We start from the raw sequence: 24,363 nt of genomic DNA, 5'->3' as shown, positions 1-24,363 counted from the left end.
TTGAATTCAATCTGCCGCGAAATTCAGTGTTATCGTCTTCGGCTAATCAATAAGCAATGTTGAATAAATATATGGAAATACTAGCGGGATTGTCCGCCAAGAATATTAAGGCAATTACCATGTTATTTTTTTTGTCGTGGGTTTCCTCTGTATCGGCTGAAGAAGGTTGGGTCGCTGACGAAGTATTTACCCAGTTGTCGGAGATGAGAAAGGAAATTGGCCAATTGAAGGATAAGGTATTTGCTTTGGAGCAGAAACTAGTTCAATCGCAACCTAAAGCAGAGCCAATTTCCTTGGCGGGTGCCGCAAATATAAGTTCAGCTAAGGCGTCGCCCAATATTGCGGTGGTTGAATTTTCCGATTACGAATGCCCGTTTTGCGCTAAGCATAACAAGAACGTGTTGCCCAAACTGCGCGAGCGTTACATAGACAAGGGTGTTATCCAGTATGTCATGATGGATTTTCCCTTGGAATTTCACGCCCATGCAAAAATGGCGGCCTTGGCAACGCGTTGTGCCGGCGAGCAAAAACAATATTGGCCGATGCACGATGCGATTTTTGAAGCCAAGGGTCAAGTCAACGACGAATTGCTTGCCGAAGTGGTTTCGCGGCACAAGTTGGATTTGGCGGTGTTGCGTAAATGCATGGACGATCCGGTCCAACTCGACAAGCTGCAAAGCGACATTGCATTAGGTTCTAGTTTGGGTGTCAACGGCACGCCAGCATTTCTGATCGGCAAAATTAATAAAAATAAGCAATTGGTGGAATATCGGCGCTTCGACGGCGTGCAGTCGTTCGAAACCTTCGCCAGCATGATTGATAGTCTAAAAAAATAACGTAATAGCGTCTTAGGGATCGGGAGATGAAGACGATGAACACACAGATTACGAAATCATTTTCGCTGTTGACGTTCTTGCTGGGATTGATCTGGCAAGGGCAAGCGGCAGGTAACGGTTTGGATCAAAACTGCGTCGTCAACATTCTGAATCGAACTGTGCAGGTCAACAAGGATGGCGGCTGGGCGATGCCAAACGTGCCGTCGCAAATGGGCCGGGTCAGGGCGCGGGCCACCTGTACCATTCTCGGAGATACCTTTTCCGGGGAAAGCGAATATTTCAATGTGGTGCAAAACGGCATAGTCAATGTGCCGGAAATAAAGTTCCAAGTGATTGAACCGATACCGGTTAGCCTAAAATTTACCGAACCTTCCACCGAAACCCTAATCAGCCAAGGCGCCACTGCGCAGCTTATCGTAGACGCTACTTATCGGGATGGAACGGTAAAGGACATCTCAGCGTCCAGCAATGGTACGAACTACACCTCCAGTAATCCGGCCATTGTCAGCGTCGACTCCGAAGGTTTGGTAACCGCGGTGTCTAGCGGTAGTGTGTTGATTACTGCGCGGAAGGACGAAGTAGTCGCCTTTAAGCGCATCAATGTGGTGACTACGGGAGACGCCGACGATGACGGTTTGCCGGACGATTTTGAGATTGCTAACGGCTTGAATCCCAACGACCCGTTAGATGCTTTGGAAGATCCTGATAACGACGGTTTGACCACCAAGCAGGAGTATCAAGCGGGTACCAATTTCAGACTGGCCGACAGTGATGGCGACGGTTTGAGTGATGGTGTCGAGGTTTCCGGGTCGAAAGGTTATGTCACCGATCCGTTGAAAGCCGATACGGACGGCGACGGGGTCAACGACAACGACGAGATCATAGCCGGCTATAACCCGACGGATGGTACCGATGGCGGCGGGCGTAACTACGTAGAATTGGTGGTGTCGCCCGCCAATCCGACCATGACCTTCAATACCGTTTATAACGAGGCCAATTTACAGGTAAAAGTTTCCGGCAAACGCGGCGACGGCAGTTTGGTCGATCTCACCGCAAAATCGACTGGCACTACTTACAGCTCCAGCAATTTGAGTGTAGTGAGTTTCGGCGCCAAGGACGGTTTATTGTTCGCCGGCCAGTCCGGCACCGCGAATTTGACCGTTCGCAACGGCGGATTGGAAAAAACGGTCACGGTGACCATCGGCACCTTCAATCCAACCGCCCTTTCTTCGATCGCGATTCCTGGCTACGCCAATAACGTCGATGTCGCAGGAGACTATGCGTATGTGGCTGCGGGTAGCAAAGGCTTACAAATTCTTAACGTAGCGAACCGTTCCGCACCCAGTATTGTCGGCAGTCTGGATACTGCCGGTACCGCGATTGACGTGCGTGTTGTCGGCAATTTGGTTTATCTGGCCGACGGCGACCATGGCTTGCAGATCATCGACGTCACCGATCCGACCGCGCCCAGCTTGATGGCCTCCTACGAAACGGCCGGCATAGCCCAGGACGTTAAGATCGACAACCAATTCGCGTATATTGCGGATGGCAATAACGGGCTCGAGATAGTCGATGTCCGCAAGCCAAATCAACCGCTTTTCGCCGGTGCGTTAAGTGGTTTAGGTGAGACCAAAGGCGTTGACGTTCAAGGAACTACCTTGGTTGCGGTAGCCGGATCTTCGTTGCACGCGGTCGACATTACCGATAAAACCAATCCTTTGAAGAAAGGCAGTTTGAGTATCGGCCCGGTTAAGGATGTTGTACTAAAAGACGGTTACGCTTATGTCGCCGCGTATTCGTCGGGTTGGAAAGTGGTCGATGTCCGCGATGCTGGCAATCCCGTTGTGATCGGCGGCGATGCTAATTTCGTCCCCCGCGACATCGAATTGACCGACGGATTCGCATTTGCCGCGGAGCAACTGTTTCCCAACGTGACTGCTTACGTCAACATCGAAGATCCGGAAAACGCGGTATTTCAAGGTACCATCGATCTGTCCCGTTTAGGCGACTATGCCGGTACCGGTATTGCTTTGGATAGCAATTATGTTTACGTGACGGAAGAAGCCTATGTCGTTGGTCAGGATTACGGTAGCGACGGCAATACCCGATTGTTCATCGCCCAATACCGGCTCACCGAAGACAAAGGCGGTGTGGCACCGACCATCGAAATTTCCGAACCGCCGCAAGATACTGTAGTTGTTGAAGGTAAAAAAATTACTATCACCGCCAACGCCGACGACGATATCGGCGTGAAATCGGTGTCTTTCCTGATGAATGGCGAAGTTGTTTACACCGATACCTCGCGTCCTTACCAATATCCTGTTTCGGTACCGTTCGGGACGGTTGGCAGCACTATTTCGATTACCGCGAGAGCGGTCGATTTCGGCGGGAACCAAACAACTACGCCGACTTTAACATTAACGGTACAAGCCGACACCGACCGCGACGGTCTGAGTGACGAACAGGAAGCAATCTACGGAACCAATGCGGCCGATCCGGATACCGACGACGACGGCATTAAAGACGGCGACGAAGTTGATATGTATACCAGTCCGACCGACGCCGATTCGGATAATGACGGCATCGAGGACGGCGTCGAAGTGCAAAAAGGCACCGATCCGCTGAATCCGGATGTGACGCCGCCGACGGTGAATTCAACTTCGCCGGCCAATGAGGCAACCGATATACCGGAAAACAACCCGATTATCGTGACTTTTGCCGAGCCTTTACAGGCGAAGTCCATCAACACCGATTCGATTTCCGTTTACCAAGGCCTACTGGAAGGTGCCGCCAAAGTGGGTGGGCGGGTACGCTTATCGAGTGACGGTCTGCAATTGATTTTCACACCGAGCGATATTCTTGCCGACTACACGGATTACAAAGTTGTCGTCGATGGTGTTAGGGATAGAGCCGGCAATCCGATAGCTTCACCCCATAGCTTTCACTATAAAACCGGCAACACGGTAGATACTACGCCGCCGACTGTTGCCGCAGTCGATCCGAACTCGAACAGCAGCAATGTTCCGGTCAACGTTGTCGTCGGAGTGCGTTTTAGCGAGCCGGTGCACACCGACTCGGTGAATGACCAATCGGTATTGCTTTATGACAGCGTAACCGGGCAACAAGTGTTGGGTGTTGTCACGCTAAACGGAGACGGTCAAAGCGCGACGTTTGTGCCGAACCAAGCTTTGGCTGTCGGACGGCAGCACCGGATTGCGCTAACCAATGCGATTAAGGACCTTTTTGGCAACTCGTTAAATTACTCGAATTACTATTTCACTACATCCTTCGATAAGGATGCCAGTGGACCTAAAATCACCGCTTTCAGTGTAGGGGCCGACCAAGCCAGCGTTCCGACGAACGGAGTCCTGCAAGTGCGGTTTGACGAGCCGGTGAGCGGTTTGAGTTTGGGTGGAGTGGAACTGCGCAAAGGCGGCGACGTGATCGCGGTGACGCGGGAACTGAGCGGGGACCGGAGGACGCTGACGCTGAAATTGCAACAGCCGTTACAGCCGAACACCGGCTACAGCCTGCACGTCGAAGGCGTGGAAGACCTGAGCGGCAACGTATTGGCGAGTGCCGAGGACAGAAGCTTTACGAGCGGTGCGGGAGCCGACCTGCAAGGCAACGGTCTGGCGCAATACAGCCCGGCGAACGGCGCGACAGGGATAGGCTTGAATGTCAAACCGGTACTGACCTTCAACGACCGGTTGAACCCGTTGGCGGTGAACAGCGACACGATTGCGCTGTACGACACCGCGACCGGGCAGCGTCCGAGCGTGAGCTACAGTGTCAGCGCAGACGGCAAGACCGTGACGTTGACGCCGAGTGCTGCGTTGACGGCGAGCCGGCAATACCGGGTTTACATCTCCAACTGGGCAAGCTTGACCGACCAGGCCGGGAACGGAATTGGCTGGACCTATTGGACATTTACGACGGGTACGGCCAACGACCAGGAAGCACCGTTAATCAGCGGACAAAACATCCAAGACGGCGCGACCGGCATCGCGGTGAACAGCAAACTGCGCTTCGTACTCGACGAAGCGGTCAGTCCGTTCAGTCTATCCGGCAGCGTGCATTTGCAACTCAACGGTGTCGAGGTGGCGGGCACCGCCGTACTGGGCAGCGACAACCGCACCATCACCTTTACCCCCAGCAGCGCGTTGGCGGTTAACACCGAGTACAGCATTGTCCTGGACGGTCTGTACGACTATATCGGCAACCGATTGGCGGCGGTCACCAGCCGTTTCACCACCTCCAGTTCGGCCACCGCCGACACCACAGGCCCGAGCGTCGTCATTACCCCGGCGAGCGGCAGTACCGGCGTCAGCGCGACAGCGCCGATCGTCTTCAGCTTTAACGAAGAGATCGATAGCACCAGCCTGGACAGCGGCATCTATGTCCAAGCCGACGGCTTCAGCGGAAATGTGGCCGGAACCCTCAGCCGTAACGGCAGCATCGTGACGTTCACCCCGTTAGTAGCCTTCCCCGGTAACACCCGGATCTGGGCCTATGCCAATGGCGTACAGGACATTGCCGGCAACAGCAGCGGCTATCGCTACAGCTATTTCAACACCGGCACCGGTGGCGACACCGTCGCACCGCAACTGGTGTCCATCACCCCGAACGACGGAGCGATGGACGTGTACGGCAACAACCCGATCGTGCTGAGTTTCTCCGAATCCCTGAATCGGAGCACCGTCAACAGCAACAGCGTCGGCCTATTCGTCAACGGCAACATCGTCAGGCCGTCGATCAGCTTCTCCGGCGATAACCGCACGGTGACGTTGAACTACAACCTGCCGGCCTCCAGCGTCGTGACGGTCCTGCTGACCAACGACATCAAAGACCTGAGCGGCAACCGCTTGGCCGATGCCGCCAAAGTCTTTGCCACCGCGGCGGATGTCGACACGGCACGGCCGAGTATCGTCACGGCCTTGCCGGGCAATGGCGCTTACAACGTGCTGTCGAAAAACAAAATTGTGCTGTACAGCAACGAAGCGCTGAAAGCCACTAGTTTGCCAGCGGCATTACATGTCTCGCAAAACGGCGTGTTGATCAAAGGCACCCCGCAATTGCTCGGCGACGGCCGGACCCTGGTCTTTACGCCGGAACAGCCGTGGGCGAAAGCCGCCTACATCGAAGTGTTCCTCGACAGCACCGCGCAAGACCAAAGCGGCAATGCCTTGAACAGCTTCCATAGCCAATTCCGGATTGAAGAAGATCCGGCGCAGAAGGCACCGTATGTGATTGCGACCGGCTGGAGCGGCAGCAAACTGAATCCGGTATTGGACTTGCAATTCAACGAAGCGCTAGACCCGGCCAGCGTCAGCAACAGTACGTTCGCGTTGCGGTACTACTACTACGGAGCCGAAATCCCGACAACGGTGAGTCTGCTGAAAGGTAACCGCGTAGTACGCCTGCAACCGACCGAATTGCTGCAGACTAACCGTGGCTATCAAATCGGCATTCGTGCCGGCGTCAAAGACGCCAGCGGCGTGGCAGCGACCTACAACAGCGATTACGTCTACTACTATTCGACGGCGGCGGACGCCTTGGAGGATACGGTAGCGCCGAAAGTCACGGCGCTGAGTCCGGCGGACGGAGCGGAACAGGTCGGCATCAACAACCGCATCTCGATGCGCTTTGACGAGTCCGTGAATCCGATCAGCTTCTTAAGTGACGATCCCGACCTGCCGCTGGCGCAAGTGCCGAACTACAATGCGTCGACCTACTCGTTGAATTTCAGCGACAGCAACCGGCAAGTGACCTACATCCCGCACGAACCTTGGCCGGCGGACAGCGACGTCACGGTGGCGGTGGACAAAGCCGAAGACTACGCGGGTAATCTGGTTACCCCGTTGAGCCACACCTTCCATACCGCCAACGGCCCGGATACCGCGGCGCCGGCGGTAGTAGAGTGGAGCATGGCGGAGAGCGCGACTGACGTACCGGTCAATGCCGTACTCAAAGTCCGCCTGAACGAAGCTATCGATCCGGTGTCGGTCACGGACAGCAGTTTCTACCTGTACGACTACACCACCGGAGCCCATGTAGCGGCAACCCGGAGTCTGAGCGACGACGGCCGAACCTTGATCTTGGTACCGGAACAGGCGCTGGCCGTCAGTCGCAACTACCGACTCTACGTCTACTACGTCCAGGACATGAACGGCAACAGCGAGTACGACACGCGCTATTTCACCACAGCGATCGCAGCCGACAACACCGCGCCGCAGGTTAGCGCGTACAGCGTGGAGGCCGACCAAGCCAGCGTTCCGACGAACGGAGTCCTGCAAGTGCGGTTTGACGAGCCGGTGAGCGGTTTGAGTTTGGGTGGAGTGGAACTGCGCAAAGGCGGCGACGTGATCGCGGTGACGCGGGAACTGAGCGGGGATCGGAGAACGCTGACGCTGAAATTGCAACAGCCGTTACAGCCGAACACCGGCTACAGCCTGCACGTCGAAGGCGTGGAAGACCTGAGCGGCAACGTATTGGCGAGTGCCGAGGACAGAAGCTTTACGAGCGGTGTGGGAGCCGACCTGCAAGGCAACGGTCTGGCGCAATACAGCCCGGCGAACGGCGCGACAGGGATAGGCTTGAATGTCAAACCGGTACTGACCTTCAACGACCGGTTGAACCCGTTGGCGGTGAACAGCGACACGATTGCGCTGTACGACACCGCGACCGGGCAGCGTCCGAGCGTGAGCTACAGTGTCAGCGCAGACGGCAAGACCGTGACGTTGACGCCGAGTGCTGCGTTGACGGCGAGCCGGCAATACCGGGTTTACATCTCCAACTGGGCAAGCTTGACCGACCAGGCCGGGAACGGAATTGGCTGGACCTATTGGACATTTACGACGGGTACGGCCAACGACCAGGAAGCACCGTTAATCAGCGGACAAAACATCCAAGACGGCGCGACCGGCATCGCGGTGAACAGCAAACTGCGCTTCGTACTCGACGAAGCGGTCAGTCCGTTCAGTCTATCCGGCAGCGTGCATTTGCAACTCAACGGTGTCGAGGTGGCGGGCACCGCCGTACTGGGCAGCGACAACCGCACCATCACCTTTACCCCCAGCAGCGCGTTGGCGGTTAACACCGAGTACAGCATTGTCCTGGACGGTCTGTACGACTATATCGGCAACCGATTGGCGGCGGTCACCAGCCGTTTCACCACCTCCAGTTCGGCCACCGCCGACACCACAGGCCCGAGCGTCGTCATTACCCCGGCGAGCGGCAGTACCGGCGTCAGCGCGACAGCGCCGATCGTCTTCAGCTTTAACGAAGAGATCGATAGCACCAGCCTGGACAGCGGCATCTATGTCCAAGCCGACGGCTTCAGCGGAAATGTGGCCGGAACCCTCAGCCGTAACGGCAGCATCGTGACGTTCACCCCGTTAGTAGCCTTCCCCGGTAACACCCGGATCTGGGCCTATGCCAATGGCGTACAGGACATTGCCGGCAACAGCAGCGGCTATCGCTACAGCTATTTCAACACCGGCACCGGTGGCGACACCGTCGCACCGCAACTGGTGTCCATCACCCCGAACGACGGAGCGATGGACGTGTACGGCAACAACCCGATCGTGCTGAGTTTCTCCGAATCCCTGAATCGGAGCACCGTCAACAGCAACAGCGTCGGCCTATTCGTCAACGGCAACATCGTCAGGCCGTCGATCAGCTTCTCCGGCGATAACCGCACGGTGACGTTGAACTACAACCTGCCGGCCTCCAGCGTCGTGACGGTCCTGCTGACCAACGACATCAAAGACCTGAGCGGCAACCGCTTGGCCGATGCCGCCAAAGTCTTTGCCACCGCGGCGGATGTCGACACGGCACGGCCGAGTATCGTCACGGCCTTGCCGGGCAATGGCGCTTACAACGTGCTGTCGAAAAACAAAATTGTGCTGTACAGCAACGAAGCGCTGAAAGCCACTAGTTTGCCAGCGGCATTACATGTCTCGCAAAACGGCGTGTTGATCAAAGGCACCCCGCAATTGCTCGGCGACGGCCGGACCCTGGTCTTTACGCCGGAACAGCCGTGGGCGAAAGCCGCCTACATCGAAGTGTTCCTCGACAGCACCGCGCAAGACCAAAGCGGCAATGCCTTGAACAGCTTCCATAGCCAATTCCGGATTGAAGAAGATCCGGCGCAGAAGGCACCGTATGTGATTGCGACCGGCTGGAGCGGCAGCAAACTGAATCCGGTATTGGACTTGCAATTCAACGAAGCGCTAGACCCGGCCAGCGTCAGCAACAGTACGTTCGCGTTGCGGTACTACTACTACGGAGCCGAAATCCCGACAACGGTGAGTCTGCTGAAAGGTAACCGCGTAGTACGCCTGCAACCGACCGAATTGCTGCAGACTAACCGTGGCTATCAAATCGGCATTCGTGCCGGCGTCAAAGACGCCAGCGGCGTGGCAGCGACCTACAACAGCGATTACGTCTACTACTATTCGACGGCGGCGGACGCCTTGGAGGATACGGTAGCGCCGAAAGTCACGGCGCTGAGTCCGGCGGACGGAGCGGAACAGGTCGGCATCAACAACCGCATCTCGATGCGCTTTGACGAGTCCGTGAATCCGATCAGCTTCTTAAGTGACGATCCCGACCTGCCGCTGGCGCAAGTGCCGAACTACAATGCGTCGACCTACTCGTTGAATTTCAGCGACAGCAACCGGCAAGTGACCTACATCCCGCACGAACCTTGGCCGGCGGACAGCGACGTCACGGTGGCGGTGGACAAAGCCGAAGACTACGCGGGTAATCTGGTTACCCCGTTGAGCCACACCTTCCATACCGCCAACGGCCCGGATACCGCGGCGCCGGCGGTAGTAGAGTGGAGCATGGCGGAGAGCGCGACTGACGTACCGGTCAATGCCGTACTCAAAGTCCGCCTGAACGAAGCTATCGATCCGGTGTCGGTCACGGACAGCAGTTTCTACCTGTACGACTACACCACCGGAGCCCATGTAGCGGCAACCCGGAGTCTGAGCGACGACGGCCGAACCTTGATCTTGGTACCGGAACAGGCGCTGGCCGTCAGTCGCAACTACCGACTCTACGTCTACTACGTCCAGGACATGAACGGCAACAGCGAGTACGACACGCGCTATTTCACCACAGCGATCGCAGCCGACAACACCGCGCCGCAGGTTAGCGCGTACAGCGTGGAGGCCGACCAAGCCAGCGTTCCGACGAACGGAGTCCTGCAAGTGCGGTTTGACGAGCCGGTGAGCGGTTTGAGTTTGGGTGGAGTGGAACTGCGCAAAGGCGGCGACGTGATCGCGGTGACGCGGGAACTGAGCGGGGATCGGAGAACGCTGACGCTGAAATTGCAACAGCCGTTACAGCCGAACACCGGCTACAGCCTGCACGTCGAAGGCGTGGAAGACCTGAGCGGCAACGTATTGGCGAGTGCCGAGGACAGAAGCTTTACGAGCGGTGTGGGAGCCGACCTGCAAGGCAACGGTCTGGCGCAATACAGCCCGGCGAACGGCGCGACAGGGATAGGCTTGAATGTCAAACCGGTACTGACCTTCAACGACCGGTTGAACCCGTTGGCGGTGAACAGCGACACGATTGCGCTGTACGACACCGCGACCGGGCAGCGTCCGAGCGTGAGCTACAGTGTCAGCGCAGACGGCAAGACCGTGACGTTGACGCCGAGTGCTGCGTTGACGGCGAGCCGGCAATACCGGGTTTACATCTCCAACTGGGCAAGCTTGACCGACCAGGCCGGGAACGGAATTGGCTGGACCTATTGGACATTTACGACGGGGGTGCAATAAGATGCAACCAGAACGGAGTGTAAATATGTTTCGGGAGCTCGCTGGTCATTCGATCCGGCTGCGGTGGGGAAGGTATTCGCCGATTATGCAATCGGTCAAGAGCTTAGCCATTGTGGCGGTATTGGGTGGAAGTTCCGCAACCTTGGTTGGCTGTTCCGGCGAAGAGGGGGCTGTTACGTCTGAAAAAGCCCGGTCTGAGAAAGCTAACGAAACAGCTCAACTAAAAAACGCGGGTTCAGGCGATGGTTCGGGCGAAAGACCGCTCCTCCCCCCGTCGCCGTCGACACAGCCGACCGACATACCGAGTCGAAGTGAATTGAGGGTCTTGTCCGAGGAGGCCAAATCAATTGAGAATTCGGCTCAACGTGATATCGAGCGATTCGATAATAGCCTTGGCAATCAGCAGGAACGAAACGCGGTTCAAAACGAATTTAAAGCGATGTTGCCTGAGTATAAGGAAAAAATGTTGCAAATCGGCAAGGCTAAGTTGGCGGAACAGGCCAAGACTCGTTAAATTCCTGGTTCCGCGGCCTTCCTTATTTTGCGTTGGCCATTGTTGCGGATTCCCGATTTTTCTTCTGCGGCCGACAGAATGTGCGGCCTGTACACTTGTGATGTTTCTTGATTGTTCAAAACTATCTTATTCCTGCAAAACAACTTTCCATGCGCCCTCCGCAGAAATCCAAATACGTCCAGTCAGTTTGTCGTTAGATTACGACGTTAAATTGAGACAAAATCCGTTTCATGATTAGGCTTCTAAAGCCAGGACTGAGTTTTCATGGCCGCGTAAGCGCCCGGAAACATTGACATTAACGGTCCCGAAAGTAAAATGACCGGCTATTTTTAGCCAACTTGTCCCGGCTGATTCGGCCGTACACTCTCAGACCCTTAGGAAAAGCATTCATGAGCCACACTCTTTACCAAGCCAATGTTCAACGTGTACAACGTTGCGAACTGGCTGTGCCGGGTTCCAATCCGGATATGTTCGAAAAAGCCCTGAAAAGCGGTGTGGACTACATCTTTTTGGATCTGGAAGACGCGGTAGCGCCGGACGACAAATTGCAGGCGCGCAAAAACGTGATCCAGGCGATTAACGATCTGGACTGGGAAGGCCACGGCATCACGCTGTCGGTGCGGATCAACGGCCTCGATACCCAATATATGGTGCGCGACGTGGTCGATCTGGTCGAACAGGCCGGTAGCAAGATCAAAACCTTGTTGGTCCCGAAAGTTGGCGTTTACGGCGATGTCTACATGGTCGAAGCGATGCTGAATCAATTGGAAATGCAGCAAGGGCTGAAAAACAAGATCGGCATCGAAGCCTTGATCGAAACCGCATTGGGCATGGCCAACGTCGAAGACATCGCCAAACAGGGCTCGATCGGCGGTCGGCTGGAGGCCTTGCATTTCGGTGTGGCCGATTATGCCGCCAGCAACCGGGCTCGCACCGTCAACATCGGCGGTTTGAATCCGGATTACCCGGGCGACCAATGGCATTTCGCGATTAGCCGGATGACGGTGGCATGCCGTGCTTACGGTTTACGGCCGATCGACGGCCCGTTCGGCGATATCAAAGATCCGGAAGGTTACAAAGCCGGTGCCCGCCGCGCCGCCGCGTTGGGCTGCGAAGGCAAATGGGCGATTCACCCGTCGCAGATTGCCTTGGCCAATGAAGTCTTCACCCCGCCGCCGGCCGAAGTCGAAAAAGCCAAACGTATTCTGGAAGCTTTAAAGGAAGCCGCCGCCCAAGGCAAAGGCGCCGCCGCACTGGACGGTCGCCTGATCGACGCCGCCTCCGAGCGCATGGCCAACAACATCGTGCGCATGGCCGAGGCGATCGCCGCGAAAAGCCAATAAAAAAACATGTAGGTTGGGTTAGCCGATAGGCGTAACCCAACACGACGGCTTTTAATGTTGGGTTACGCTTCGCTTTTATGCCCGAAGGGTAAACCCAACCTACATTTTCCAATTCCACGAGAGAACCCATGGACATTCATGAGTACCAAGCAAAACAATTGCTGTCCGAATACGGTGTAAAGATCGCCGACGGCGGCTTGGCCTACAGCCCGGAGGACGCCGTGCAACGCGCACGCGAAATCGGCGGCCATGTCTGGGTGGTCAAGGCCCAGATTCATTCCGGCGCCCGCGGCAAAGCCGGCGGCATCAAAGTCTGCAAAACCCACGAGGAAGTCAGCGACGCCGCCAACGCCTTGTTGGGCAAACGCCTGGTCACTCACCAAACCGGGCCGGCCGGCAAACAATGTTTGCGCCTGTACGTCGAAGCCGGCACCGACATCGCCAAAGAGTTGTATTTCAGCTTGCTGATCGATCGCGCTCACGAAAAAATCGTCATGGTCGGCTCGGCGCAAGGCGGTATGGAAATCGAAGAACTGGCCGAGACCAACCCCGATGCGATCAAAAAAATCCACATCGAGCCGGCGGTCGGCTTGCAGGATTTTCAGGCGCGGGAAATGGCGTTCGCGCTGGGCCTGGATGCCGACCAGGTGCCGCACGCGGTTAAACTGATTCAAGGCTGCTACCGCGCCATGCGCGACCTCGATGCCAACATGGTCGAGATCAATCCGCTGGTCGTGACCGGCCACGGCGACATCATCGCCCTGGACGCGAAAATGGGCTTCGACGACAACGCCTTGTTCCGCCGCCAAAAAATTTCCGAATTGCGCGACAAGACTCAGGAAGACCCGCGGGAAATGGCCGCGGCCGACCGCGGTTTGAGCTATGTCGGCCTGGACGGCGACATCGGCTGCATGATCAACGGTGCCGGCTTGGCGATGGCGACGATGGACATGATCAAGCTGGCGGGCGGCGAGCCGGCCAACTTTTTGGACGTCGGCGGCGGCGCTTCGGCGGAACGGACCGAAAAAGCCTTCCGCATGGTATTGCAAGACAAAAACGTTAAAGCCATGCTGGTCAACATCTTTGCCGGTATCAATCGTTGCGACTGGATTGCCGAAGGTGTGGTGCAGGCCGTGAAAAACATCGATATGAAAGTGCCGCTGGTGGTACGCCTGTCCGGTACCAACGTCGAATTGGGCCGCAAAATCATCGAAGACAGCGGCTTACCGATCATCACTGCCGATACCTTGGCGGAAGCCGCCGAGAAGGCGGTTGCAGCCCGCAACCAAGTCGTCGCGGCCCTAGGATAAGGAAACAACATGGCAATTTTTATCGATAAATCCACTCGTATCATCGTCCAGGGCTTTACCGGCAAGATCGGTACCTTTCACGCTCAGGACATGATCAACTACGGTTCCAACGTGGTCGGCGGCATTACCCCCGGCAAAGGCGGCCAGAAACATCTGGACCGGCCGGTGTTCAATACCGTCAAGGAAGCCGTCGAACAAGCCGGCGCCGAAGCCAGCATCATTTTCGTGCCGCCGGCTTACGCGGCCGATTCGATCATGGAAGCGGCCGAAGCCGGGATTAAATACTGCGTGGCGATCACCGACGGCATCCCGACCCAGGATATGATGAAAGTCAAAATCTTCCTGAGCCGGTTTCCGAAAGAAAAGCGCATGGTGCTGACCGGTCCCAACTGCGCCGGCACCATCAGCCCCGGCAAGTCGATGCTGGGCATTATGCCGGGCCACATCTACATGCCGGGCAACGTCGGCATCGTCGGCCGGTCCGGTACCTTGGGTTACGAGGCAGCCGACCAAATGAAGCGGCTGGGCATCGGCGTGTCGACCTCGGTCGGTATCGGCGGCGACCCGATCAACGGCAGCTCGCATCGCGACATTTTCGAGCGTTTCGAGCAGGACCCGGAAACCAAGGTGGTCATGATGATCGGCGAGATCGGCGGACCGCAGGAAGTCGAAGCCGGCGTGTTTGCCAAGGAAAACATGAGCAAACCGGTGGTAGCCTACATTGCCGGTTTGACTGCACCCAAAGGCCGGCGCATGGGTCATGCCGGCGCGATCATTTCGGCGTCCGGCGAATCGGCGGCGGAAAAAGTCGAAATGTTGCAAGAACTCGGCGTCACCATCGCGCCGACGCCGGCCGCGATGGGCGAAACCGTCGCCAGAGTGCTGGCCAAGCTCTAGGCCGAGCAGTCCGGCACTTAAGATAGAAAGCCCGCTATGCGGGCTTTTTTTTGTCCTGCGCGTTATCCCGACTTCATCCCGCGGCGGCAAGCTGTTACCATCGTTAGTTTTTGTTTTCCGTCGCATCATGCAATCCGCACGTTTAGTAGAGCGCCTCAAAGCTTACCAATCGCTGACCGCCGACCAGCAGACCATCATGAAGCTGCTGGCCCTGTATTACGGTTACAGTTCGCCGACCAATCTGGCCAAATGTCTGGCCGCCTTGGGCATCAAGGAAGCCGGTAAAGCATTGAAGTCCGATGTCGTCAAAAGCCGCCTGAAGCCGCTATTGAAATTGGGGCTGATCGACGAAAACGCCAAATCCGGCGGTAGCCGTTGTTGCCGGACTTTGGTGGAAGTCATCGCCAGGCAAATGGTCGATGCCGGCGAATTCAAACGCTATGCGTCGGCCGTGTTGGCGGCCAATCCGCCCGGTATTGGCTACTACCGTTACGGCAGCGTCGAGGATTGTATCCGCGAGGCGCGGTTGCAGTTTTACCGCGGCGACTATCGCAAGGTCGACGAATGCCTGGAAAGCGGCGAGCGCTACCTGGGCAAGTTGCCGCCGGCCAATGAGTTGTATCTGTCCTGGTTTTTGAATCCGCTGGATAGCGCCTGGTTCAGCAAAAACCATCCGCAATTGTTGGTTGGCTTGGCCGCTTACGCCGGAATGCATCAGCTGCTGTACCTTTATGCCGATCCGAAACTCGACGAATTGCTGGCGAGTTTGATGTTCGCCGATAACGGCGAAGGCCTCGGGTTTCTGAATCGGATCGGTCTGGAGTTGCAATTGCTGCGCGGCGACTGGGAAACGGTGGCGACTCGGACCTGCGGCGCAGCCGATCCCGAATTGCAGGCGCTGGCTGCGGCGTTGGCTTTTCTGCGCGGCGACTATGCCGAAGCCGTCAAACTCTACGATGCCGCGCTGGCGGCGCAGCGCAAGCTGGCCGGTCAGCGCAACGCCTATTTCTACGGTCTGGCCGGCGTGTTTTATCCATTGGCGATTCTGAAGCACAATGATGCCAAACAGCGCGCCAAGCTGGGTACGCTGCTGAACCAAGCTATCAAGGGCGACGGTTACTGGATCGGCGTTTACCACGATCTGGTCTTGTTCAACCGCTTCCTGCAAGGCGAACTGCAGCTGCGCAGCCAATTGCTGGCGCCCGAGCCGTCCTACAAAATCGGCGACGGTTATCGCGACAGCGGGTTACCGGAGACCTTACACACGCCGCCGCTGCTATTGCCCCTGATGTCGCTGCTGGTCAAGTTTTGGGTCAAAGCCGACCATTTCCAACGAGTCGATCCGCTGACCCAGAAACTATACCGGCACCTGCAGGATAACGGCTACCGCTGGCCGGCCGCCGAGTTGGCAACCGTGTTCAAAGTCATCGAGCCGCCGCGTTCGAAGCAATGGGATAGCGAGTTTCTGCAAGGCCGTCCGGCTTTGAGAGATCTGTTCGCCAGTCGTGCCGATTGGGAAGTGGCGCTGGATGCGCTGGCAAATCTCCCGGTGGCCGATAAAAAAACTACCAGTGCGCCCGCCGTGGATAAACCGACCCGATTGGTCTGGCTGTTGGCTTACGACGAGCAAGGCCATCGGGTGCGGATCGAGCCGCGCGAACAAAAGTTGCAAGCCAAGGGTGGTTGGAGCAAGGGCCGGGCGGTGGCCTTGAAGCGGCTGGCGCAGGAAACCGACCAGTTCGATTATTTGACCGAACAGGACTTGAAACTGTGCTCCCACATCAAGGAATACCGGGATAGCGGCTGGTACGGCGGTACCACGTTCTTCGATTTCGACAGCGGCATGCCGCAAGCCTTGATCGGCCACCCGCTATTGTTTTGGGCCGATACGCCGGACGCCAAAGTGGAAGTCTTGAAAGGCGATGCCGAGTTGCGGGTCAAGAAACTGGACGGCGGCGGCAAAATCAAGATCACGCTGGAACCGCAACCCGGTTACGAGCAGAAATTTCATGTCGGCAAGGAAACCCCGACCCGATTGCGGGTGATCGAATTCAGCGCCGAGCACCATAAAATTCACGGCGTCCTTGGCCCAAACGGCCTCGAAGCGCCGGCATCGGCGCAAGAACGGGTATTGCAGGCCCTGACGGCGATTTCCGGCGTGTTGACCGTACATTCCGATATCGGCGGCAGCTCCGCCAACGCCGAGCAGGTTGCCGCCGACAGTACGCCGCGGGTGCATCTCCTGCCGCTGGGTGAAGGCTTGCGGGTGGCGGTGTTGATTCGGCCCTTGGCCGACGGCGGCGCCTACTACCGTCCGGGCCACGGCGGCGAGAGCGTGCTGGCCGAGCTGGACGGCCGCCCGGTGCAGGCCGTGCGCGATTTAGCCTTGGAAAAGCGGCGCGCAGCCGACCTGTTGCAAGCTTGTCCGGTGCTGAGCATGGCCGAACAAGACGCTGCCGGCGAATATTTGTTGGAGCAGGTCGAACAGTGCCTGGAATTATTGCTGCAATTGCAGGGGTTGAACGAAGGGGTGGCGATTCTGGAGTGGCCGGAAGGCGTCAAATTCAAGCTGCTCGGACAGACGGTGGGCACCGGGTTGAGCGTGCAAGTCAGACGCGATAACGACTGGTTCAGCGTCCAGGGCGAATTGCGGGTCGACGACAATACCGTAGTCGAAATCCGCCAATTGCTGGGTTTGTTGGACGAGCGCCAGGGCCGCTTCCTCAAATTGAAAGACGGCCAGTTTTTTGCACTGACCGAAGAATTCCGCCGCCGGCTGGAAGATCTTAAAGCATACGCGGATCTGAGCGGCAAGAAAGTCCGGCTTAATCCGTTGGCGGCATTGACGCTGGAAGACTGGCAGGACGAGGCCGGATTTCAGGTCGACCAGCATTGGCAGAACCAGTTGCAACGGCTGAAAGACTCGCGCGACTACCAGCCGCAACTGCCGTCGACCTTCCAGGCCGAACTGCGCGACTACCAAGTGGCCGGCTTTCGCTGGCTGGCGCGGTTGGCGCATTGGGGCGTCGGTGCCTGTCTGGCCGACGACATGGGCCTGGGCAAGACCGTGCAGGGCTTGGCCCTGCTGTTGGCGCGGGCGCCGGACGGGCCCAGCCTGATCGTCGCGCCGACGTCGGTTTGCATGAATTGGGAAAACGAGGCGCGCCGCTTCGCCCCGACCTTGAACCCGCAAATCCTGGCCGGCGGCGACCGCCAGGGTGTGATAGAAAGCCTGGGGCCATACGATCTGCTGATTTGCAGTTACGGTTTGCTGCAGCAGGAAACCGTGGCCGAGATACTGGCCCAGATCCGGTTCCGGACCGTGATTCTGGACGAGGCGCAATGGATCAAAAATATTGCCACCCGCCGCTCGCAAGGGGCGATGAATTTGCAGGCCGATTTCAAAATGATCATGACCGGCACCCCGTTGGAAAACCATTTGGGCGAATTGTGGAACCTGTTCCGTTTCATCAACCCCGGCTTGTTGGGCTCGCTGGAACAATTCAACCGCCAATTCGCCGGGCCGATCGAGCGCGATGCCAGCCCCGAAGCCCGCTACCGGTTGAAGAAACTGATCCAGCCTTTCATCCTGCGCCGCACCAAAACCCAGGTGTTGCAGGAATTGCCGCCGCGGACCGAGATACCGGTTTACGTCGAACTCAGCGCGGAAGAAATGGCGTTTTACGAAGCGCTACGCCGGCAAACGCTGGAAGCCTTGGCCACTGCCGAGACGCCGGCCGGGCAAAAACAATTGCAGATTCTGGCCGCAATCAGCAAGCTGCGGCGCAGTTGCTGCAATACCCGCCTGGTCAATTCCGGCGTGGCTTTGCCCAGCAGTAAATTGGCGGCCTTCGGCGATATTGTCGATGAATTGCTGGAGAACAAGCACAAAGCGCTGGTGTTCAGCCAGTTCGTCGACCATCTGCAATTGATCAAGGAATACGTCGAGCAGCGCGGCATCGCTTACCAATATCTGGACGGCAGCACCCCGGCCAAAGAACGCCAGCAACGGGTGGATGCCTTTCAGCGCGGCAACGGTGAATTGTTTTTGATCAGTCTGAAAGCCGGCGGCGTGGGGTTAAACCTGACCGCCGCCGACTACGTGATCCACATGGACCCGTGGTGGAACCCGGCCGTGGAAGACCAGGCTTCCGACCGCGCCCACCGCATGGGCCAGCAGCGGCCGGTGACGATCTACCGGATGATTGCCAAGCAGACCATCGAGGAAAAAATCGTCGCCTTGCATAGCCACAAACGCGATCTGGCCGATAGCCTGCTGGACGGCGCCGACGTCAGCGGCAAAGTCTCGGCGGACGAATTGCTGAGTTTGATGAAAGGGGACGCTTAACACGAAAATCCGGCCGCAGCCGGATTTTCCGAGTGCTCATGGTTGGCGTAGATTGTGTTTTTTGCGGGCGATGTTGCGGCTGGCCTTGTTTTGCTGGTGATTCAGCCGGGCCCGCTCTGCCGGCGTCACGACGCCGTCGGCCTGAGCCGCGTTTTCCTGGCGTTCGATCCGCATCTGTTGATGCTCCAGGCGGTTGGCTTCGCGCCGGGTCAACTCGCCGGACTCGATGCCTTGCTCGATACGTTGTTCCTGGATTTCCTGGCGGCGGTCGACGCGCGGCATATCGACCTCGGCCCAGGCGGGTTGGCAAAGCGCCATAGCGGCCAGCAGGCCGGCTTTAGTAAAGTTGTTCATGTTCGCCTCTTCTAAAATAGGTTTGTCCCACCGCCGCTGATGCCGCAGGGTGGCTGTCCGGCGCGTTAGAGATGCTGCACCGGTATCCGCATTTTAGCCGGATTTATTAACCCCGCCTTAACCCGCCGCCGCTGCCAACCGGGGGCAATTGTAGCCTGCCGAATTAACAGTTTCCGCTAAGCCGTTGAGTTAAAAAAACAAGTACGAAAGTAGCGAATCACTAGTAAAAAAATCCGCGGTTAACACAATATATTGTGCTAGTATTTTTACAAAGCACTATATCCAGTATGCATTGAGCGGGCTAATTTATGTCGCACCGCTTGCCGCATCGAACATTCCGGCGTACCGGCCCAGCCGGCAACACCGTTCCGTAATCAACTCAAAAATAACAAGGGAAGCTACGAATGACCGCAAAACTTCATGTTGTGACGTCAAACGATACCGATATTCCGCTGCAAAGCGCTTCGCTGGACATCTGGGACAGCAAGTACCGTTTGAAGACCAAGGACGGCCGCGCCATCGACGACACCATCGACGATACCTACAAGCGGGTGGCCAAGGCCTTGTCCAGTGTGGAGAAAACCAAAGCCTTGCAGGAAAAGCATTACAAGGAATTCCTGTGGGCCTTGCGCAAGGGCGTGATTCCGGCCGGCCGTATCGTTTCCAACGCCGGCGCGCTGGAGCATAAACCGGCCACCTCTACCATCAACTGCACCGTATCCGGCATCATCGAAGACTCGATGGACGATATTTTGCGCAAAGTCCACGAAGCCGGCCTCACCCTGAAAGCCGGTTGCGGCATCGGCTACGAGTTTTCCACTCTGCGGCCGCGCGACGCTTACGTCTCCGGCGCCGGCGCCTACACCTCCGGCCCGCTGTCGTTCATGGATATCTACGACAAGATGTGCTTCACGGTGTCGTCCGCCGGCGGCCGTCGCGGCGCGCAAATGGCCACCTTCGACGTTGCCCATCCGGACGTGGTCGATTTTATCCGCGCCAAGCGCGAAGACGGCCGCTTGCGCCAGTTCAACCTGTCGCTATTGATTACCAGCGAATTCGTCGAAGCCGTCAAAAACAACGGCCAGTGGCCGCTGTCGTTCCCGATCACCGAGCGGGAAGCCAAGGCCGACCAACTGGACTTGACCGACAGCAGCAAAATCATCTGGCGCGATCTGCCCAATAAAAAAGGCTACGTGGTCAACGAAGCCGGTCTGGTGGCCTGCCGCATTACCAAAGTGATGCCGGCCCGCCGCCTGTGGGACATCATCATGTCCTCCACCTACGATTACGCCGAACCGGGTTTCATTCTGATCGACAAGGTCAACGAGATGAACAATAACTGGTTCTGCGAGCACATCCGCGCCACCAACCCCTGCGGCGAACAGCCGTTGCCGCCTTACGGCTCCTGCCTGCTCGGTTCGATCAACCTGACCCGCTTCGTCCACCAACCGTTCGGCAAGGAAGCTAAATTCGATTGGGACGACTACCGCAAGACCATCCGCATCTTTACCCGCATGCTGGATAACGTGGTGGAAATCAACGGCTTGCCGCTGGAAAAACAGCGCGACGAAATCACCAGTAAGCGCCGCCACGGCATGGGCTACTTGGGTTTGGGCTCGACCATCACCATGCTGGGCATGAAATACGGCGATGCCGATTCGCTGGCGTTTACCGAGCAAGTCACCAAGGAACTGGCTTTGGAAGGCTGGCGCACCGGCCTGGAGCTGGCCAAGGAAAAAGGCCCGGCGCCGATCATGGAACAGATGTTCGAAGTCACCGGCGAAATGCTGCACAAACGCCCGGAAATGAAAGCCGACGGCTACAAACTCGGCGACCAGGTGCCGGGCCGGGTTTTGCACGCCAAGTACAGTCGCTACATGCAGAAAGTCGCCCAGGAAGAACCGGAATTGGTAACGGAACTGGCCGAAGTCGGTTGCCGCTTTACCCACCACAGTTCGATCGCGCCGACCGGCACCATTTCCTTGTCGTTGGCCAACAACGCCAGCAACGGCATCGAGCCCAGCTTTGCCCACCATTATTCGCGCAACGTGATCCGCGAGGGTAAAAAGTCCAAGGAAAAGATCGACGTGTTCTCGTTTGAACTGCTGGCCTACCGCCATCTGGTCAATCCCGATGCGATGCCCTACAGCGACGATCCCAAACAAAAATTGCCGGACTATTTCATCGCCGCCGACGATATCAGCCCGAAACAACACGTCGACATCCAGGCCGCCGCCCAACGCTGGATCGACTCGTCGATCTCGAAAACCGCCAACGTGCCGACCGATTACCCGTACGAAGACTTCAAGTCGATCTACGAATACGCCTACGAACAAGGCCTGAAAGGCTGCACCACCTTCCGCTTCAACCCGGAAGTGTTCCAGGGCGTGCTGGTCAAGGAATCGGATCTGGAAAATACCACCTACCAATTCACGCTGGAAGACGGCCACGTCGTGGAATTCAAAGGCAACGACGAAGTGGAATACGACGGCGAAATTCACACCGCGGCCAACTTGTTCGATGCCTTGAAGGAAGGGTATTACGGGAAGTTTTGATTCGTCTTGGGAGATTTGCCATGCCAGCGATTTCAATGTTTTACGGCATCATCGTCTACATGTATTTTCTGGATAACAAGCAGCACAAACTGCCGCATATCCATGCCAAATACCAAGATTACGAAGTCGTAGTCGCGATTCCCGAGGGTGAAGTTCTGGAAGGCGAGATCCCCAAAGCCCAAATGAAATTGCTGCAGGCTTGGATCGAACTGCATAAGGACGAACTGATGGCCGATTGGCAATTGGCTGTTACCGGCGAGCAACCCTATAAAATCGAACCGTTGAGGTAAGCCATGAACCCGAGAGTCAAATCGGTACAAGCCGGCGACGATTACTCGTTAATGCTGGAATTCACCGACGGTAGCCAGGGCGTTTACGACTGCACACCCTTGTTGGATTTCGGCGTATTCAAGGAATTGAGCGACAGGCAGTATTTCAAACGCGCCGCAGTGGTCGACGGCACGGTAGTCTGGCCGCACGAGCAGGATATTTGCCCGGATACGCTCTACCTCGATTCGGTAAAACGGGCAAACGCCTCCTGATTTTTAAGAACATACACGGCTCGTTACATCGGCGAGTCGACAACCTTTTTAGGTAAACGAGATGACCCTACACAAAATCAACAAAAAAATCGTCGGCTACAAAGTGCTGAGCAAAGACAGCGCGGAAGCGGTGCAACAAGCGGACGCGGAAAAACCCTCGTTGGAGTCGATGCACGAAAACGTCGAGCGGCCGGAAGTCTTGCTGGGCTCGACTTACAAAATCAAAACCCCGCAGTCCGAGCACGCCTTGTACATCACCATCAACGACATGATCCTCAACCAGGGCACCGCCCACGAAGAGCGCCGGCCTTACGAAATCTTCATCAACTCCAAAAACATGGAGCATTTCCAGTGGGTACTGGCCTTGACCCGGGTGATCTCGGCGGTGTTTCGGAAAGGCGGCGACGCCACCTTTTTGGTGGAAGAAATGAAAGCGGTGTTCGACCCGCGCGGTGGCTACTTCAAAAAAGGCGGCGTGTTCATGCCATCCTTGGTGGCGGAAATCGGTTCGGCGATCGAATCGCACATGAAGCACATCGGCATGATCAAGCCGGAAAAAATGACCGACCACCAAAAACAGTTCCTGGCCGAAAAACGCCGGGAATTCGAAGCGGCGCATGGTGAGTCGGATGCCCAGGCGTTTCCGGAAAAGGCGGTGTTATGCGTGAAGTGTTCGACGAAGGCGATGGTGTTGATGGATGGGTGTATGACTTGTTTGAATTGTGGGGAGTCGAAGTGTGGGTGATTTAAGGCGGAAAAGCATAGCTTCTTCCGCCTGGATGGAAAGCCCATAGGTAATTAGTATCTAAAAGTTCTAGATTTTAGATTCAAAACTTCCCATCATTTTTATTTCTATGCCACAACATATTAATTCTGCGAGTCGGTTAAATAGCATCTTAAGCAAGGTAAATAATTACCCAGCTAATGAGCAAGTTCTTATAAATTGGAAGAAGTTGTTTGAGTTGGAAGAACAGAGTTCTACTAAGCTTGCAGTCAAAGTTTCAGAACGACTTGGGTGGCTCAGCAATGAATTGGAGTTGGTCAGTACTCAAATGCGGGAAAAAAATTTCAGTGAGAACTTATACGCGGGAGCATTACAAAATGTTGAGAACGCTATCTCTATCATCCATCTTGGAAACTCTTGGCAGCATATAAGAAATACGCTGACCCCGGAAACTTATGTTTCGCTGGGGTTTTGTGCTGAAATTTTGCCGGATGAAGAAGCTGAATTATCCCCCGAAGACATATTGAAAATTCAACATATTATCGGTGAGCTTCGTGAGTTATTGGCAGTTACATCTATAAGTGATTCACTTCGTTCGTTAATTCTGAATCATATTTGTTTGATTGAAAAAGCAATAGAAGAATACAAGTTTTCAGGTCTAAAAGCGTTGAAAGATGCTGTCAATTCCGGCTTGGGCGATTTAATTCAATCAAAAGATACGATTTTAGAGAGCGGATGTGCTGAGCCCGAATTGAATAAATTCAAGGAGCTTTGGGATAGCTTCTATAAGATGACAGAAACGGCATCAAAAGTGGAAAAAATAGTGACACTAGGAGCTAAAGTGTGGAATTTTCTTGAAAATATTCCCATGTAATTCAGGGGCATAGGATGCGCTGAGCCGGGTAGGGTGGGCACGGTTTTTGTGCCCACGCGGAATTGCCGTTTTGGATCAACGAATTGCTGGTTTGGATCAACAATGATTCGCTACCGCGAGGCTTAATTTAACGCCGGTTCGCGGACCGGCAACCGCGATACTTTCTTTTGTTTGGCCAAAAGAAAGTATCCAAAGACAAATCCGCCGGGAGCGGATTTGGACGCCAACGGCGCACGAAGTGCGAGCGCCTGGACGGCGCGAGTCAGCAGGCC

Annotated in this window: 13 protein-coding genes; 12 read left to right on the top strand and 1 reads right to left on the bottom strand. The window is 56.2% G+C overall.

The annotated features are described in order from the left end of the window. The first annotated feature begins 56 nt into the window (after window positions 1-56). The 7 genes from ACH518_RS17295 to ACH518_RS17265 all read left to right on the top strand — a co-directional run bounded on the left by ACH518_RS17295 (window position 57) and on the right by ACH518_RS17265 (window position 19,042). A complete protein-coding gene (locus ACH518_RS17295; protein WP_445370982.1) occupies window positions 57-836 on the top strand; it encodes a DsbA family protein in 780 nt (259 codons plus the stop codon). Between the two features lie 35 nt (window positions 837-871). Continuing rightward, window positions 872-10,630, top strand: a complete 9,759-nt coding sequence (locus ACH518_RS17290; RefSeq protein WP_445370981.1) for an Ig-like domain-containing protein — start codon at window positions 872-874, stop codon at window positions 10,628-10,630. Between the two features lie 85 nt (window positions 10,631-10,715). Beyond that, the gene (locus ACH518_RS17285) at window positions 10,716-11,144 is read left to right on the top strand and encodes a hypothetical protein (protein WP_278211465.1); all 429 of its coding nucleotides are present in this window, start codon (window positions 10,716-10,718) and stop codon (window positions 11,142-11,144) included. A 389-nt stretch (window positions 11,145-11,533) separates the two neighbouring features. Continuing rightward, complete coding sequence (locus tag ACH518_RS17280; protein ID WP_140914153.1) at window positions 11,534-12,487, top strand: HpcH/HpaI aldolase/citrate lyase family protein; 954 nt, start codon at window positions 11,534-11,536, stop codon at window positions 12,485-12,487. A 128-nt stretch (window positions 12,488-12,615) separates the two neighbouring features. After that, window positions 12,616-13,797 (top strand): malate--CoA ligase subunit beta, encoded by a 1,182-nt coding sequence (locus ACH518_RS17275; protein WP_140914154.1) that lies wholly within the window; start codon window positions 12,616-12,618, stop codon window positions 13,795-13,797. A 9-nt stretch (window positions 13,798-13,806) separates the two neighbouring features. Then, a complete protein-coding gene (gene sucD / locus ACH518_RS17270; RefSeq protein WP_445370980.1) occupies window positions 13,807-14,694 on the top strand; it encodes a succinate--CoA ligase subunit alpha in 888 nt (295 codons plus the stop codon). Window positions 14,695-14,821: 127 nt separating this feature from the next. Continuing rightward, window positions 14,822-19,042 carry a DEAD/DEAH box helicase gene (locus ACH518_RS17265; RefSeq protein WP_445370979.1) on the top strand — a complete coding sequence of 1,407 codons (4,221 nt, stop codon included), beginning with the start codon at window positions 14,822-14,824 and terminating at the stop codon, window positions 19,040-19,042. 36 nt (window positions 19,043-19,078) lie between these two features. Here the strand turns inward: ACH518_RS17265 and ACH518_RS17260 are convergent, their stop codons facing one another. Further along, on the bottom strand, window positions 19,079-19,396 hold the full coding sequence (locus ACH518_RS17260) for a hypothetical protein (RefSeq protein WP_445370978.1): 318 nt from the start codon (window positions 19,394-19,396) through the stop codon (window positions 19,079-19,081). 404 nt (window positions 19,397-19,800) lie between these two features. Here ACH518_RS17260 and ACH518_RS17255 point away from each other — a divergent pair, with 404 nt between their 5' ends. From ACH518_RS17255 to ACH518_RS17235, 5 genes are all read left to right on the top strand, one after another. After that, window positions 19,801-21,951: an adenosylcobalamin-dependent ribonucleoside-diphosphate reductase gene (locus ACH518_RS17255; RefSeq protein WP_445370977.1), complete on the top strand. Its 2,151-nt coding sequence runs from the start codon at window positions 19,801-19,803 to the stop codon at window positions 21,949-21,951. 20 nt (window positions 21,952-21,971) lie between these two features. Then, entirely contained in the window at window positions 21,972-22,241 is a 270-nt protein-coding gene (gene dhiT, locus ACH518_RS17250) for a type II toxin-antitoxin system toxin DhiT (RefSeq protein ID WP_445370976.1), read from the top strand. A gap of 3 nt (window positions 22,242-22,244) precedes the next feature. Then, the gene (locus tag ACH518_RS17245) at window positions 22,245-22,493 is read left to right on the top strand and encodes a DUF2442 domain-containing protein (RefSeq protein WP_140914160.1); all 249 of its coding nucleotides are present in this window, start codon (window positions 22,245-22,247) and stop codon (window positions 22,491-22,493) included. Window positions 22,494-22,554: 61 nt separating this feature from the next. Beyond that, window positions 22,555-23,238 carry a TSCPD domain-containing protein gene (locus ACH518_RS17240; protein WP_445370975.1) on the top strand — a complete coding sequence of 228 codons (684 nt, stop codon included), beginning with the start codon at window positions 22,555-22,557 and terminating at the stop codon, window positions 23,236-23,238. Between the two features lie 109 nt (window positions 23,239-23,347). Beyond that, window positions 23,348-24,091, top strand: coding sequence for a hypothetical protein (locus ACH518_RS17235; RefSeq protein WP_445370974.1), 744 nt, complete (start codon window positions 23,348-23,350; stop codon window positions 24,089-24,091). Window positions 24,092-24,363 lie beyond the last annotated feature (272 nt).

The sequence above is a fragment of the Methylomonas sp. HW2-6 genome (genome assembly GCF_052474525.1).
Note: the sequence above shows the minus strand (reverse complement) of the source record. Positions and strands in the feature narration are given on the sequence as shown.

Coding starts and splice junctions, on each gene's coding strand:
- ACH518_RS17295 (WP_445370982.1), top strand. CDS start 57: ATGTTGAATAAATATATGGAAATACTAGCGGGATTGTCCGCCAAGAAT.
- ACH518_RS17290 (WP_445370981.1), top strand. CDS start 872: ATGAACACACAGATTACGAAATCATTTTCGCTGTTGACGTTCTTGCTG.
- ACH518_RS17285 (WP_278211465.1), top strand. CDS start 10,716: ATGCAATCGGTCAAGAGCTTAGCCATTGTGGCGGTATTGGGTGGAAGT.
- ACH518_RS17280 (WP_140914153.1), top strand. CDS start 11,534: ATGAGCCACACTCTTTACCAAGCCAATGTTCAACGTGTACAACGTTGC.
- ACH518_RS17275 (WP_140914154.1), top strand. CDS start 12,616: ATGGACATTCATGAGTACCAAGCAAAACAATTGCTGTCCGAATACGGT.
- sucD (WP_445370980.1), top strand. CDS start 13,807: ATGGCAATTTTTATCGATAAATCCACTCGTATCATCGTCCAGGGCTTT.
- ACH518_RS17265 (WP_445370979.1), top strand. CDS start 14,822: ATGCAATCCGCACGTTTAGTAGAGCGCCTCAAAGCTTACCAATCGCTG.
- ACH518_RS17260 (WP_445370978.1), bottom strand. CDS start 19,396: ATGAACAACTTTACTAAAGCCGGCCTGCTGGCCGCTATGGCGCTTTGC.
- ACH518_RS17255 (WP_445370977.1), top strand. CDS start 19,801: ATGACCGCAAAACTTCATGTTGTGACGTCAAACGATACCGATATTCCG.
- dhiT (WP_445370976.1), top strand. CDS start 21,972: ATGCCAGCGATTTCAATGTTTTACGGCATCATCGTCTACATGTATTTT.
- ACH518_RS17245 (WP_140914160.1), top strand. CDS start 22,245: ATGAACCCGAGAGTCAAATCGGTACAAGCCGGCGACGATTACTCGTTA.
- ACH518_RS17240 (WP_445370975.1), top strand. CDS start 22,555: ATGACCCTACACAAAATCAACAAAAAAATCGTCGGCTACAAAGTGCTG.
- ACH518_RS17235 (WP_445370974.1), top strand. CDS start 23,348: ATGCCACAACATATTAATTCTGCGAGTCGGTTAAATAGCATCTTAAGC.